Origin of the sequence: Streptomyces sp. NBC_01276 (assembly GCF_041435355.1) — a bacterium.
Classification (GTDB): domain Bacteria; phylum Actinomycetota; class Actinomycetes; order Streptomycetales; family Streptomycetaceae; genus Streptomyces.
In genome coordinates this window covers 3,327,762-3,340,487 of record NZ_CP108442.1, presented here as the reverse complement: position 1 = coordinate 3,340,487, position 12,726 = coordinate 3,327,762, and the positions used below count along the sequence as shown (strand labels likewise).

The following is a 12,726-nucleotide window of genomic DNA, read 5'->3' as shown; positions in this document are numbered from 1 at the left end:
GAGGACGGGGAGGACGGGGAGGACGGGGAGGACGGGCGGGCAAGGCCGGCGGACCCTCGGTGAGGGTCCGCCGTCACTTGGTGGGCTTCTTCCCGGTGATGCCCAGGTGCACGAGCAGCGCCAGGTTGGGCCTGAGTTCGGCCTGCTTGACGCCCCAGGTCTGGAAGCCCTTCTGGTGCGAGGCGACCGCGGCCAGCATTGCGACCAGTGACCCCGCCATGGCCGCCGGGCTGAGGTCCTTGTCGACCTTGCCCTTGGCCTGGAGCTCCTTCATCGACTCCGTGAGGGAGTTGGTGACGGAGTTCAGGATCTTCATGCGGATCTTGTAGAACCGCTTGTCGCCCTCGGCCGCGCCCAGGTCGACCACCCGCAGGATGGCGTCGTTGCGACGCCAGAACTCCAGGAATCCCTCGACGAGTTCCTCGGCGGTCGCCCAGCCGGCCTTGCCGACCCAGTTGCGGCCCTCGACGAGCGCGGTCAACTGCGCGCCCTCCGTGGCCATTTCCTCGGCGATCTCCAGGACGGCGCCTTCGACGTCCGGGAAGTACTGGTAGAAGGTCGCGGGGGAGGTACCGGCCTTGCGGGCGACGTCGATCACTTTGACGTCGCGGTACGGCGAGGAGCTGAGCATCTCACTGAGGCAGTCGAGCAGCTTCTGCCGCGTCGCCTGGCCGCGCCGGCCGGCGACACGCCCGTCGACGGTGCGTACTTGTCCTGTCATGCCGTCAGCTTACCGAGGGGGGATCGGCGCGCTATTCGGCCGCCTGCAAATGGGGTTACGCACCCGCCGACCTGGTGGGATGTGCCCGGGTGGAGCGCCGGGCGGCGAATTCCGGCCGAGGTGGTCCGCCGGTGCGGGCGGCCGGACCCGGGCGTGCGGCCCGTACGGCTCCACCCGTATCGTGGCGTATCCCCCGAATAGTCTTATCAACAGGCTGTGGACAAGTTTTCGTGCGGATCATGTCTGATACGCACGAAAACAGTACGATCCCGGCAACGGAAGGGAATCCGCCCCATGGCCGCATTCGCGGAAGGCTCGCCCTGCTGGGTCGACGCCTCGCTCCCGGACGTCGAGGCGGGCAAGCGGTTCTACGGTGAGCTCTTCGGGTGGACCTTCGGCGACAGCGCGGGACCCGCGTACGGCCACTACACCCAGGCCTACAGCCGCGGCCGCAACATCGCCGCCCTCGCCCCCAAGCCCGACGGCCGCATGCCCACCGTGTGGGGCGTGTACCTGTACACCACCGACGCCTACGCCTGCGCCCAGCGCATCCGCGCCGCCGGCGGCCAGATGGTCATGGACCCCCAGCCCGTGGGCCCCTACGGCACGGCCGCGATGGCCGCCGACCCCGGCGGCGCCGTCTTCGGCCTCTGGCAGCCCGGCACCCACCACGGCTTCGACGCCCAGCAGGAGCCGTACACGTACTGCTGGTCCGAGGTCTACACCCGGGCCCGCGAGGCCGTCGACGCCTTCTACGCCAAGGTCTTCGGCTACGTCCCCGAGGACCAGGACGACCCCGAGACCGGCATCGCCTACCGCGTCTGGTCCCCGCCCGGCGCCGCCCCCGGCTCCGACACGGCCGTCCTCGGCCGCACCCTGATCACCGACGCGTTCCCGGAGATCATGCCGGCGCACTTCCTCGCCTACTTCGCCGTCCCCGACTGCGACCAGAGCGTCGCCACCGTCCAGCGGCTCGGCGGACGCGTCACGGCCGACCCGTTCGACACGCCGTACGGGCGGATCGCGGTCGTCGCCGACAATCAGGGAGCCGTGTTCGGACTGCTCTCGGAGCCCCGCGTGAAGACCGGCGCGTGAAGGCGGGGGCGGGAGCCGGGGCCGGACCGGGCGCGGGCCTGACAGAATCGAGCATGCGCGACCGCGGGCCCCGCCCGCGGTGAGGTGGAGCGGGTCCGGCAGGTGACCCGTACGGGGAGGTGTGGAGGCGAGTGGTGGAGCAGCTGACGCAGCACGACCCGAGACGGATCGGCCCCTTCGAGGTGCTGGGACGGCTCGGCGCCGGCGGCATGGGGCTGGTCTATCTCGCACGGTCGGCATCCGGCCGCAGGGTGGCCATCAAGACGGTGCGCACCGAGCTCGCCGAGGACCAGCTGTTCCGGGTGCGCTTCACCCGCGAGGTGGAGGCGGCGCGCGCCGTCTCCGGCTTCTACACGGCCGCCGTCGTGGACGCCGACCCGCGGGCCGCCGTCCCGTGGCTGGCCACCGCGTACGTCCCGGCGCCCTCCCTGGAGGAGATCGTCAACGAGTGCGGGCCCATGCCCGCCCAGGCCGTACGGTGGCTCGCGGCCGGCATCGCCGAGGCCCTCCAGTCCATCCACGGCGCCGGCCTGGTCCACCGCGACCTGAAGCCCTCCAACGTGCTCGTCGTCGAGGACGGCCCGCGCGTGATCGACTTCGGCATCGCGAGCGGGGTCTCCAACACCCGCCTGACCATGACGAACGTGGCCGTCGGCACCCCCGCCTACATGTCGCCGGAGCAGGCGAAGGACTCGCGCAGCGTCAAGGGCGCCAGCGACATCTTCTCGCTCGGCTCCACCCTCGTCTTCGCCGCGACCGGGCACCCGCCGTACCACGGGGCCAACCCCGTCGAGACGGTGTTCATGCTGCTGCGCGAGGGTCCCAACCTGGAGGGCCTCCCCGACGAGCTGCGACCGCTCATCGACTCCTGCATGCAGATGGACGCCACCCTGCGTCCCACCCCCGCCGACCTCCAGGCGCAGCTGGCCCCGCACCTCTTCGAGGGCGGCGACGAGAGCGGCACCGCCTCCGCGTGGCTCCCGGAGCGGGCCGTCGCGATGATCGAGGCCCGCCGCGCGGGCCACCGTACGGCCGCCACCGCGCCCGCCGTCCCGGCACAGCCCCCGGCCGGGCCGCGCTCCGGTCCGCAGTCCGGGCTCCGCTCCGGCCCGCAGCCCGGTCCGCAGTCCGGGCAGGGGTCCGAGGGCGCCACCCACCGCCGGCCGCGCGGCGCCGCCGACCCCTGGGTCGACCCGCGCACCGGGCAGGCGCTCCCGCCGCGCCCGGACCGTCCGCCGATGGCCCCGGTCGCCGCCTCCTCGGCGCCCGGCGCGCCCGTCCTGGTCGGGGGTTCCCCGGTCCCGATCGGGCCCGGCCCGCGTGCCGCGGCCTCCGCCCCGGCCGCGCACACCGGCGCCGACTCCGCCACCGGCTGGGTCCGGCCGCCCGCGGGCACCCCGGCCGCCGCCTCGCAGGCGCCCGTCTCCTCGGCCTCGGTGCCGGCCCCCGGGCCGTCCCCGGACAGCGGCCGCTGGCGCCCGTGGCGCTTCCGCATGTCCAACGAGGTGTGGGGCACCCCGACCGTCGCGGGCGACCTGCTCTACGTCACCTCCTTCGAGGTGCACGCCCTGGACGTCGGCAGCGGCCGCCGCCAGTTCAAGACGCGCGACGTCGCCTGGTCCATGGCCGTGGCCGAGGGCCGCATCCACGCCTCCGACGGCCCCTCCCTCTACGCCCTCGACGCCACCGACGGCTCCGAGCGGTGGCGGCTGTCCACCGACGCCTGGGTGTACGCCCTGCGCGCCGAGCGGGGCACCGTCATCACCGCCACGCGCGGCGGCGGCGTACAGGGCTGGGAGGCCTCCAACGGCCAGAAGCTGTGGGAGCTGACCGGCGCGCAGTCCGACTTCGAGACGCCGGAGGCGGCCCCCGTCCTGCGGGACGGCACCGTCTACGTCTGGCAGGACGCCCGGCTGCGCGCCCTCGACGCCCGCTCCGGCCAGGAGGCCTGGTCCTACCCGGTCGGCGACGCGGCCTCCTGCGGCAACGTCCCCGTCCGCGTCACCCCGGCCGCCGACGGCAACGTCTACGTCAGCGCCGGCACCCGCGTCCTGTCCGTCGACCGGGCCTCCGGCCGGGTCCGCTGGCACTTCGAGGCCCCGGCCGTCTTCCTGGCGCCCCCGGCCTTCGCCCCCGGCCCGGCCGTCACGGGCGGCGGGGTCTACCTCGCCGACTACCTGGGCACCGTCTACGCCCTCGACGCCGCCACCGGCAAGGACCGCTGGCGCATCGCCACCGAGCCGCGCCAGGCCGCGGACCCGGTGCTGGTCGCTGCGGGCAACGTGCACCTGGGCGCGGGCAGCGCCCTGTACACCCTCGACGCGGTCACCGGCACCCCGAAGTGGCGGTTCGCGGCGGGCGGCGAGATCACCGGCTCCCCGGCGGTCGCGGACGGCCGGGTCCACTTCGGCTCCGCCGACCACTGCCTCTACACCCTGGACGCGGCGGGCGGCCAGCTCCGCTGGAAGCTGGCCACGGGCGGCGAGATCACCGGAGCCCCGGTCGCGGAGGCGGGCGTGGTGTACGCGTGCAGCAAGGACCGCTGCGTGTACGCCCTGGACGCGGCGAAGGGCACGGGCACCCGTACCTCCTCCTGAGCTCCCGGCGGGTCCGACGGGGTCGCCTTACGCGGTGCGCGTAAGGCGACCCGCCCCCCTCCAGGTAGCGCACGGCACCAGGAGTGACAGGATGGACCCCATGAGCAACGTCTTCTTCGACATCAACATCAACGGCGCCCCGGCCGGCCGCATCGTCTTCAACCTGTTCGACGATGTCGTCCCGCAGACCGCGCGCAACTTCCGCGAGCTGGCCACCGGCCAGAACGGCTTCGGCTACGCCGGCTCCGGCTTCCACCGCGTCATCCCGCAGTTCATGCTGCAGGGCGGTGACTTCACCAACCACAACGGCACCGGCGGCAAGAGCATCTACGGCGAGAAGTTCGCGGACGAGAACTTCAACCTGAAGCACGACCGCCCGTACCTGCTGTCGATGGCGAACGCCGGCCGCAACACCAACGGCTCGCAGTTCTTCATCACCACCGTCGTCACCCCGTGGCTGGACGGCAAGCACGTCGTCTTCGGCGAGGTCGTCGAGGGCCAGGCCCTGGTCGACCAGATCGAGGCCCTGGGCTCCCAGTCCGGCGCCCCCAAGGGCAAGGTCGAGATCGCGGCCTCCGGCGTCGTCGACGCCGCCTGACCCCACCCCTCCCCGGCCGGCCCCGCCCCCCTCACCGGGGGGCCGGGGCCGTCGCCGTTTCAGGGCGGTGAGGGGGCGGCGGATCCGCGGATGCCGCCCTCCCGGCATCCGGTCGTGGTACTCCGTCGCTCCGCCGCACGTAACGGGTCTCGATCTCCCGGTCCCGCGGTGTGGTGGCATGCCGTACCGCGTTGGTGAGCAGTTCGGACGCCACCAGCAGCGCATCTCCCTCCAGCTCGGAGAGTCCCCAGGCGGCCAGAGCCTTGCGGAGCTCGGCCCGTGCCAGCGGTACGCACCGCGTCTCGCGCCGCCATCGCCGTACCACTTCGACGTGCCCCACCGGTAAACCGATAAAATTCTCCATGCTGACGCTCCTTCGAAGCGCTGGCCATGCCCCCGGACCGTTGGCGCGGTCGCGGGGGTTTATCCGTGCATCGAGAGATTGGACCGGTGGACCGGTCCAGTCAACCCCCCTGGCCCATCGCATAGTTGTCCGTGCGCTCCCACAGGCCCTCCGGAGTGACGCCTTCCTCGCAGACCAGGACCCCTCCTGCTGCGTCATGGGCGGTGTGCAGGACCACCGCGACGGCGCAGGGGCGTTTCACCTGAAGGAGTTCCGCCTCCGCGGTCGTCGCCAGGCGCACCGACGTCGTATCGGTCCCGCTGACCGGCAGCCGTCCCGTGGAGCGGCGCACGTAGTGGGTCGTGCCTTCGGCGATCGGCCCGTTCTGGTGCAGGCGCGGGCAGGCGTCCGCGATCTCCGGCGCGAACCAGGCGGCCACGTGCGAATGCGGCCCGCCGTCCTCGGTGAGGATCAGCCGGGCCCGGTGCAGGGCCCGCAGGCCCGGTGCCAGACCGAGGGCATCGGCGACGTGGGACGGCGGCACCAGCATCTCCGGCGTACCGAGCCGACGGTACGGGGCGGCTCCCTGGAGCCGGCTGGTTCCCGTGCCCCGGCCGCCCGCAGGCCGGGCCAGCGGCGCCTGCGTCACGACGAATCCGCGGCCCTGGTGCGGCACCACGAGCCCATCGGCTCGCAACACCTCCATGGCCTTGATGGCCGTCGCCCGCGAGACCGCCCACTGCTCGCACAGGTCACGGCTGGACGGGAGGAGGTCCCCGGGACCGAACTCGCCGTCAGCGACCCGGCGTCGCAGGCTTTCCGCGATGTGTTCGTACTTCAGAAGAGGCATGTGCGTTCCTCGATGCGAAGGGCCAACCGGTTGACCGGTCAGGCTAGGGGGTACCGCGCCTTGCGGCCAGCGTCGAGAATCGGGACATGCCTCCCTACTCCGTTGGCCCAGAGATCATCGCCTTCTACAGCGAGACGATCGACGAATCCGACCGGCTGAGCACCAGTGCGGACGGAGTGCTCGAAATGGTCCGTACCCAAGAACTCCTGAGGCGTCATCTCCCCGCCGCACCCGCCCGGATCATCGACATCGGGGCAGGCCCCGGCGCGCACGCCCGGTGGCTGGTCGAGGACGGGTACGCCGTCGACCTCGTCGACCCGGTGCCGCGGCACGTCGAGGAGGCCACGGCCGCAGGGTTGCGCAGCGTCATCGGCGACGCCCGTGCGCTGACCGCCGATGACGACACCTACGACGTCGCGCTCGTGCTGGGCCCGCTGTACCACCTGATCGACCACGGCGACCGGATCCGGGCGCTGCGCGAGGCCGCCCGCGTCGTACGGCCCGGCGGGACCGTGGCGGCCGCCGCCATCGGCCGCTACGCGTCTCTCTTCGAGCACGTCGCCACCACCAGGCTGGCGATCGACGCGGTACGGGACGCCGTCGCCGACGTCCTCGCGAGCGGGATCCACGAAGCGGGCCGCAAGGGCTTCACCAGCGCCTACTTCCACACCGGCGAGAGCCTGCACGGGGAGATGCGCGAGGCCGGACTCCGGACGCCGGTCGTGTACGGCGTCGAGGGCCCGGCCTGGTCCGCGCTGAAGGCGGCCGAACAGCACAGCGGGGACGGCCTGGCCGGATCGAAGCTGTTCGACGCGGCCCTGACCGCCGCGCGCCTGGCCGAGCCCCACCCCGACCTGCTCGCCGCGAGCTCGCACATGCTCGCCGTGGCCACGGTGGCGTAGCCGTCGCCGTTACGGGGTGCTGCGGGCCGATTCGGCGCGGGTGCGCAGGGCCTCGTTCATCGTCGTGAGGTTGCGGGCGGTGGAGTTCAGGGTCTTGGTGCGGAAGGGGACGAGGAGGCCGCGGAAGCGTTCGCCGTGTTCCAGGCGGGTGCTGCGGTTCGGGCCCTCGGCGAGGCGGAAGTAGTGCTGGCGGTCGAAGAGCCCCCGGACCGGGAGGCGGCGGGCCCAGCGGAACTCGACGTTGCGCGCGACCAGCAGGACGGTCGGCCGGAAGGTGGTCGGCCTGCCCGATTCCGGGTACCCCGTCAGCTCCAGCCGGGCGCCGGGCACCACCTCGCCGACGGCCTGGCGGATGTACGGGTTCCAGACGCAGTAGCGGGGCAGGTCGATCAGGGTCGCCCAGACCTCTTCGGGCGTCGCGTCGATGGTGATCTCGGTGGCGATGGTGCGCACTGGTGCCGTGCTCCTCGTGGTGGTCGGTGCTCACCGAAGGGACGCGGGGTGGTGCGGGTGCCGCCGGGTTCGGGTGTCCCGGGATGGAACCACGGTTTCCGGGGTGGGGAGGAGCCTCTCGGGGGCGTCTTCGCTGGTGGCGCAGAGAGTGGAGAAAGGCGCTCCGGTTCTGGGGTGGGTGTGTGCCGATACGTCGGGCGGGCGTTCGAACCGTTCCCGTCCGGGCTTGATAGCGTGACCCGCCATCGGTCTCAGGGGGAGTGTCCACGTCATGCTGGCTGGAACGGCGCGCCGCATCAGGTTCGGCACGGTGCTCGCGGTGGTGGTCCTGAGCCTGACCGGGTTCTCCACCCATGGCGGGAGCAGTGGCAACAGCGGCGGGGGCGGCTGCTCCAGCTCGAAGAGCTCCGGTGACGGCAAGAGCGGCAGCAAGACCAGCGGCAAGACCACCGGCAAGACCACCGGCAAGAAGAGCTACGGCGGCGGCACCGACGCCACCCCGGCCGCCTCGGCCTCGCCCACCGGACCCCCCGCCACGACCACCCTGATCTCCTGCGGTGACGTGACCCAGCCGTCCACCACCATCGAGGTGACCTCCCTGCTCGACCGGGCGGCCACCTTCGAGGTGTCGATGTACCGCGAGGAAGCGGGCGGCGCCGTCATCGAGACGGCCACCGGCAGGATCACCCTGAAGGCGCGCGGGACCGGTACGACCGTCATCGCCATGAAGAACCCGGCCCGGGCCGGCGCCGTCGCGGCGTGCCGGATCAGCTCCGTGCACGTCGTCGCGGACCCGAGCGCCACGCCCGGCCCCACGCCCACCTCCGTGTCCGGCCCGGTCAAGCCCGGCTCCAAGCCCACCCCGAAGCCCACGCGGAAGGTCACCGGCAAGACCGACGCCACCACCCGCCCCTGATCAGCGCAGCCGGAACCCCGCCCCCGCCCGCCGGGACCCGAAGAGCTCGGCCTGCCGCTCCGGCGACAGGTTCCCCAGGGCGATCAGCGCCGGCGCCTGGTCCAGGGCCTGCGCCAGTGCGGCCCGCTTCGCCGACCACAGCGCCCGCACCGTCCCCTGTACGGCCTCCGTCGGGAACCCGGCCAGCGTCCGCGCCGACCGCAGCGCCGCCTCCAGCAGCTCCCCAGGCTCCGCCAGCTCCGAGACGAGGCCGATCTCGTGGGCCCGCCGCGCGGAGAGCCGTTCCGCCGTGCCCATCAGGGACATCCGGGCGGCCTCCCCGAAGGGCATCCGCTGCGCCATGTACACGGCTTCGTAGGCGCTGACCATCCCGTAGGAGGTGTGCGGGTCGAAGTAGGTGGCCGCGGTGGAGGACACGATGAACTCCGCCTCGCCCAGCAGGTAGAAGGCCCCGCCGCAGGCCATGCCGTTGACCGCGGCGATCACCGGCTTCCACAGGTCGCAGGCCTTCGGCCCGATGGTGAGCAGCGGGTCGTCCACCGAGTACGGGGAGGCGGGCTGCGGCACGCGCGCCGAGCGGTCGATGCCGGTGCAGAACGCGGCCGTCCCCGCACCGGTGAGCACCACCGCCCGTACGTCCTCGTCCGAGCGGAACTCCCGCCACACCGCCACCAGTTCGGCGGCCGTGTCGAGGTCGATGGCGTTGTGCCGGTGCTCGCGGTCCAGGGTGACGACGGCGACCCCGGCCTCCTTCTCCCGCTCCACGCGTACCGTCACGCCTTCTCCAGGATCCAGCGCGGCACGGTCACCCCGCCCGTCTCGGCGAAGACGACCTGGACCCTGGCCCCGATGCGCAGCCGGGCCGGGTCCACCGAGTCCAGCGGTGCGTCGGCGGAGGTGACCAGGTTCCCGGCGAGCCGGATCCCGGGGGCCTCGGCGAGCTCCACGAGGATGACGTTGTACGGGGCCTGCGCGGCGTACGCGGGCAGCAGCGGGGGGTGCGGCCGTACGTAGGACCAGATCCGGCCCCGCCCGCTCATCGGGCGCCACTCGCTCTCGAAGGACTGGCAGTGCGGGCAGCAGGGGCGGGGCGGGAACCGCAGGCGGCCGCAGGCGGCGCAGGCCTGGACGCGGAGTTCGCCCCGGGCGGCGTACTCCCAGAAGGGGGCGCCGTCCTCGTCGGGGACGGGCAGGAGCAGCCCGTCAGCGGGCGCGGTCGTCGTCATGGTCGGCTCCTCAGGCTCGCAGCAGGATCGCGGACGTCGGGACACCCTCGCCCGCCGTCACCAGGCAGGTCGCGGCGTCCGGCACCTGGGCGGTGGAGATGCCGCGCAGCTGCTTGACGCCCTCGTTGATCAGGTTGAATCCGTGCACGTACGCCTCGGAGAGGCCGCCGCCGCCGGTGTTGATCGGGAGCCGGCCGCCCATCTCCAGGGCGCCGCCCTCGGTGAAGGCCGCGCCCTCGCCGCGTCCGCAGAAGCCGTAGCCCTCCAGGGAGAGCGGGATCAGGGGGGTGAAGGCGTCGTAGATCTGGGCGACGTCGATGTCCTGGGGGCCGAAGTCGGCCTGCTTCCACAGGTGGCGGGCGGCGGTCCAGGCGGGGCCGGAGAGGGGGTCGTCGTTCCAGTAGTTGACCATCCCGTGGTGCTGGGCGGGCAGGCCCTGGGCGACGGAGTGCACGTAGACGGGCTTCTGGCGGCAGTCGCGGGCCCGCTCGGCGGAGACGATCACGCAGGCCAGGGCGCCGTCCGTCTCCAGGCAGTTGTCGAAGAGGCAGAGCGGCTCGCTGATCATGCGGGAGGTCATGTACATCTCGCGGGTCAGCGGGCGCTCGTACATCATCGCGGCCGGGTTCTCGTTGGCCCGGTTGCGGCAGGCCATCGCCACGTTGAAGAGGTGGTCGCGGGTGGCGCCGTACTCGTGCATGTAGCGGCGGGCCAGCATGGCGATCTCGTCGGCGGGGCGCAGCAGGCCGAAGGGGCGGGTCCACTGGCCGGGGGTGGGGAGCTGGACGGCGGTGTTCTTCCAGGGGCGGGGGCCGGAGCCGCGCTTGCGGGAGCGCCAGGCGACGCCGACGGTGGCCTGGCCGGTGGCGACGGCGGCGGCGAGGTGGCCGACGGTGGCGCAGGAGCCGCCGCCGCCGTAGCCGACCTTGGAGAAGAAGGTGACGTCGCCGGCGCCTATCGCCTTGGCGACCTCGACCTCGTCGGTCTCCTCCATGGTGTAGGAGGCGAAGGCGTCCACCTCGGCGGGGGCGATGCCGGCGTCGGCGAGCGCCGCGAGGATGGCGCGGCAGGCCAATTCCTTTTCGGACTGGGGCAGTTGTTTGGCAAAGGCGGTCTGGCCGATGCCGACGATTGCCGTAGCGTCCTTGAGCGTTGCCGCCATCGCCACCTCCGGGGTGTGCCAGTACTGACAGCCGCGAAGGCTACAGCTAATCTGACGGATAGTCAGCTACTGGGATCGCGGGGAGGGGCGGGCGATGGGCGAAGTCGCGGGTGCGGAGGGGTGCGGGCACGACCGGGGGGCCGGAGCCGGGGCGGCGGAGGCGGTCGGGGTCGGGGCCGGGGCGGGGGAGGCGGCGGACGCCGGGGGAGGGCGTCACGTCGACGTCCCCGACCCCCGCGGCGACCTCCGCTGGGGCACCATCGCCGGCCTCGTCCGGGACGCCGCCACCCGCTACGGCGACCGGGAGGCCGTCGTCGACGGACGCCTGCGCCTCGACTACGCCCAGCTCGGCGAACGGGTAGAGCGCGCAGCCGCCGCCTGCCTCGCCGCCGGCGTCGAACCCGGCGACCGCGTCGCCGTCTGGGCGCCCAACACCCTCGACTGGATCGTCTCCGCCCTCGGCGCCGTCAGCGCGGGAGCGGTGCTCGTCCCCCTCAACACCCGCTTCAAGGGCGCTGAAGCCGCCTACGTGCTCCAGCGCAGCCGCGCCCGCCTGCTCTTCGTCACCGGCACCTTCCTCGGCACCTCCTACGTGGCCTCCCTGCGCCGCGCCGCCGCCGAAGGCACCGGCACCGGACCCCTGCCCGGCCTGCCGCACCTGGAACAGGTCGTGGTCCTGGCCGACGACGCCCCCGAGGACTTCCGCACCTGGAAGGACTTCCTCGCCGCCGGCGACGCCGTCCCCGCCGAGGCCGTCCGCGCCCGCGCCGAGGCGATACCGTCCGACGCCCCCTCCGACATCATCTACACCTCGGGCACCACCGGCAGCCCCAAGGGCGCCGTCATCACCCACGCCCAGACCCTGCGCTGCTACGCCGTCTGGAGCGAACTCGCAGGCCTCCGTGAGGGCGACCGCTACCTCATCGTGAACCCGTTCTTCCACACCTTCGGCTACAAGGCCGGGATCATCGCCTGCCTGATGCGCGGCGCCACGATGGTCCCGCAGCCCGTCTTCAACGTGGACACCGTCCTCGCCAACGTCGCCGCCGAGCGGATCTCCGTACTCCCCGGCCCGCCCACCCTCCACCAGTCCCTCCTCGACCACCCCCAGCGCGACCACCACGACCTGTCGGCCCTGCGCCTGGTCGTCACCGGGGCGGCCGTCGTCCCCCTCCGGCTCGTCGAGCGGCTCCGCGCCGAACTGCACATCGCCACCGTGCTCACCGCCTACGGGCTCTCCGAGGCCAGCGGCATCGTCACCATGTGCCGCCGGGGCGACCCGGCCGAGGTGGTCTCCGAGACCTCCGGACGCCCCATCCCCGACACCCGCCTGCGGATCGCCGCCCCCGACGGCACCCCACGGCCCGTCGGCACCCCCGGCGAGGTGTGGGTCGGCGGACACCACGTGATGCGGGGCTACTTCGAGGACCCGGACGGCACCGCCGGCGCCATCACCCCCGACGGCTGGCTGCGTACCGGCGACGTGGGCGTCCTCGACGCGGACGGCAACCTCCGCATCACCGACCGGATCAAGGACATGTTCATCGTCGGCGGCTTCAACGCCTACCCCGCCGAGATCGAGCAGCTCCTCGGTCTGCACCCGGACGTCGCCGACGTCGCCGTCGTCGGCATCCCCGATCCCCGCCTCGGCGAGGTCGGCAAGGCGTACGCGGTCCGGCGCCCCGGCTCCACCCTCACCGCCGACGACCTGATCGCCTGGTCCCGCCGGGAGATGGCCAACTACAAGGTGCCGAGGGAGGTGGAATTCGTCGCGGACCTGCCGCGCAACGCGAGCGGCAAGGTCCTCAAGACCGAACTCCGCTCCCGCCGCCGACCGGTGTAGGAGGCACCCGACTCGGCGGT

General features: G+C 73.0%; 12 protein-coding genes. 6 read left to right on the top strand and 6 right to left on the bottom strand.

The window, feature by feature from the left end; translation table 11 throughout:
* Positions 1–73: 73 nt before the first annotated feature.
* Positions 74–721: a TetR family transcriptional regulator gene (locus OG295_RS14560; RefSeq protein ID WP_371677268.1), complete on the bottom strand. Its 648-nt coding sequence runs from the start codon at positions 719–721 to the stop codon at positions 74–76.
* Between the two features lie 294 nt (positions 722–1,015).
* On the opposite strand from OG295_RS14560, the gene OG295_RS14555 reads away from it, so the two are divergent.
* The 3 genes from OG295_RS14555 (at position 1,016) to OG295_RS14545 (ending at position 5,011) form a co-directional block, all read left to right on the top strand.
* Complete coding sequence (locus tag OG295_RS14555; RefSeq protein WP_371677267.1) at positions 1,016–1,816, top strand: VOC family protein; 801 nt, start codon at positions 1,016–1,018, stop codon at positions 1,814–1,816.
* A gap of 134 nt (positions 1,817–1,950) precedes the next feature.
* Positions 1,951–4,413 carry a PQQ-binding-like beta-propeller repeat protein gene (locus OG295_RS14550; RefSeq protein WP_371677266.1) on the top strand — a complete coding sequence of 821 codons (2,463 nt, stop codon included), beginning with the start codon at positions 1,951–1,953 and terminating at the stop codon, positions 4,411–4,413.
* A gap of 100 nt (positions 4,414–4,513) precedes the next feature.
* The gene (locus tag OG295_RS14545; protein ID WP_371677265.1) at positions 4,514–5,011 is read left to right on the top strand and encodes a peptidylprolyl isomerase; all 498 of its coding nucleotides are present in this window, start codon (positions 4,514–4,516) and stop codon (positions 5,009–5,011) included.
* Positions 5,012–5,475: 464 nt separating this feature from the next.
* On the opposite strand, the gene OG295_RS14540 is transcribed toward OG295_RS14545, so the two are convergent.
* Positions 5,476–6,204, bottom strand: coding sequence for a GntR family transcriptional regulator (locus OG295_RS14540; protein WP_371677264.1), 729 nt, complete (start codon positions 6,202–6,204; stop codon positions 5,476–5,478).
* Positions 6,205–6,290: 86 nt separating this feature from the next.
* Here OG295_RS14540 and OG295_RS14535 point away from each other — a divergent pair, with 86 nt between their 5' ends.
* The gene (locus OG295_RS14535; RefSeq protein WP_371677263.1) at positions 6,291–7,106 is read left to right on the top strand and encodes a methyltransferase domain-containing protein; all 816 of its coding nucleotides are present in this window, start codon (positions 6,291–6,293) and stop codon (positions 7,104–7,106) included.
* Positions 7,107–7,115: 9 nt separating this feature from the next.
* Here OG295_RS14535 and OG295_RS14530 read toward each other — a convergent pair whose 3' ends face one another.
* Positions 7,116–7,559, bottom strand: coding sequence for an SRPBCC family protein (locus OG295_RS14530; RefSeq protein WP_371677262.1), 444 nt, complete (start codon positions 7,557–7,559; stop codon positions 7,116–7,118).
* Between the two features lie 271 nt (positions 7,560–7,830).
* Here OG295_RS14530 and OG295_RS14525 point away from each other — a divergent pair, with 271 nt between their 5' ends.
* Positions 7,831–8,475 carry a hypothetical protein gene (locus OG295_RS14525; RefSeq protein ID WP_371677261.1) on the top strand — a complete coding sequence of 215 codons (645 nt, stop codon included), beginning with the start codon at positions 7,831–7,833 and terminating at the stop codon, positions 8,473–8,475.
* Here OG295_RS14525 and OG295_RS14520 read toward each other — a convergent pair whose 3' ends face one another.
* Genes OG295_RS14520 through OG295_RS14510 form a run of 3 tightly spaced genes read right to left on the bottom strand, consistent with a single transcriptional unit; the run spans position 8,476 to position 10,863 of the window.
* A complete protein-coding gene (locus OG295_RS14520) occupies positions 8,476–9,252 on the bottom strand; it encodes an enoyl-CoA hydratase/isomerase family protein (RefSeq protein ID WP_371677260.1) in 777 nt (258 codons plus the stop codon).
* Positions 9,249–9,701, bottom strand: coding sequence for a Zn-ribbon domain-containing OB-fold protein (locus tag OG295_RS14515; protein WP_371677259.1), 453 nt, complete (start codon positions 9,699–9,701; stop codon positions 9,249–9,251). The genes OG295_RS14520 and OG295_RS14515 overlap by 4 nt, the downstream gene beginning before the upstream one ends.
* A gap of 10 nt (positions 9,702–9,711) precedes the next feature.
* Positions 9,712–10,863, bottom strand: a complete 1,152-nt coding sequence (locus OG295_RS14510) for a lipid-transfer protein (protein ID WP_371677258.1) — start codon at positions 10,861–10,863, stop codon at positions 9,712–9,714.
* Between the two features lie 94 nt (positions 10,864–10,957).
* On the opposite strand from OG295_RS14510, the gene OG295_RS14505 reads away from it, so the two are divergent.
* A complete protein-coding gene (locus tag OG295_RS14505) occupies positions 10,958–12,706 on the top strand; it encodes a FadD3 family acyl-CoA ligase (protein WP_371677257.1) in 1,749 nt (582 codons plus the stop codon).
* The last annotated feature ends 20 nt before the right edge of the window (positions 12,707–12,726 follow it).

Excerpts from the sequence above, each read along its gene's own strand:
- OG295_RS14560 (WP_371677268.1), bottom strand. The coding sequence starts at position 721 with ATGACAGGACAAGTACGCACCGTCGACGGGCGTGTCGCCGGCCGGCGC.
- OG295_RS14555 (WP_371677267.1), top strand. The coding sequence starts at position 1,016 with ATGGCCGCATTCGCGGAAGGCTCGCCCTGCTGGGTCGACGCCTCGCTC.
- OG295_RS14545 (WP_371677265.1), top strand. The coding sequence starts at position 4,514 with ATGAGCAACGTCTTCTTCGACATCAACATCAACGGCGCCCCGGCCGGC.
- OG295_RS14540 (WP_371677264.1), bottom strand. The coding sequence starts at position 6,204 with ATGCCTCTTCTGAAGTACGAACACATCGCGGAAAGCCTGCGACGCCGG.
- OG295_RS14535 (WP_371677263.1), top strand. The coding sequence starts at position 6,291 with ATGCCTCCCTACTCCGTTGGCCCAGAGATCATCGCCTTCTACAGCGAG.
- OG295_RS14525 (WP_371677261.1), top strand. The coding sequence starts at position 7,831 with ATGCTGGCTGGAACGGCGCGCCGCATCAGGTTCGGCACGGTGCTCGCG.
- OG295_RS14515 (WP_371677259.1), bottom strand. The coding sequence starts at position 9,701 with ATGACGACGACCGCGCCCGCTGACGGGCTGCTCCTGCCCGTCCCCGAC.
- OG295_RS14510 (WP_371677258.1), bottom strand. The coding sequence starts at position 10,863 with ATGGCGGCAACGCTCAAGGACGCTACGGCAATCGTCGGCATCGGCCAG.
- OG295_RS14505 (WP_371677257.1), top strand. The coding sequence starts at position 10,958 with ATGGGCGAAGTCGCGGGTGCGGAGGGGTGCGGGCACGACCGGGGGGCC.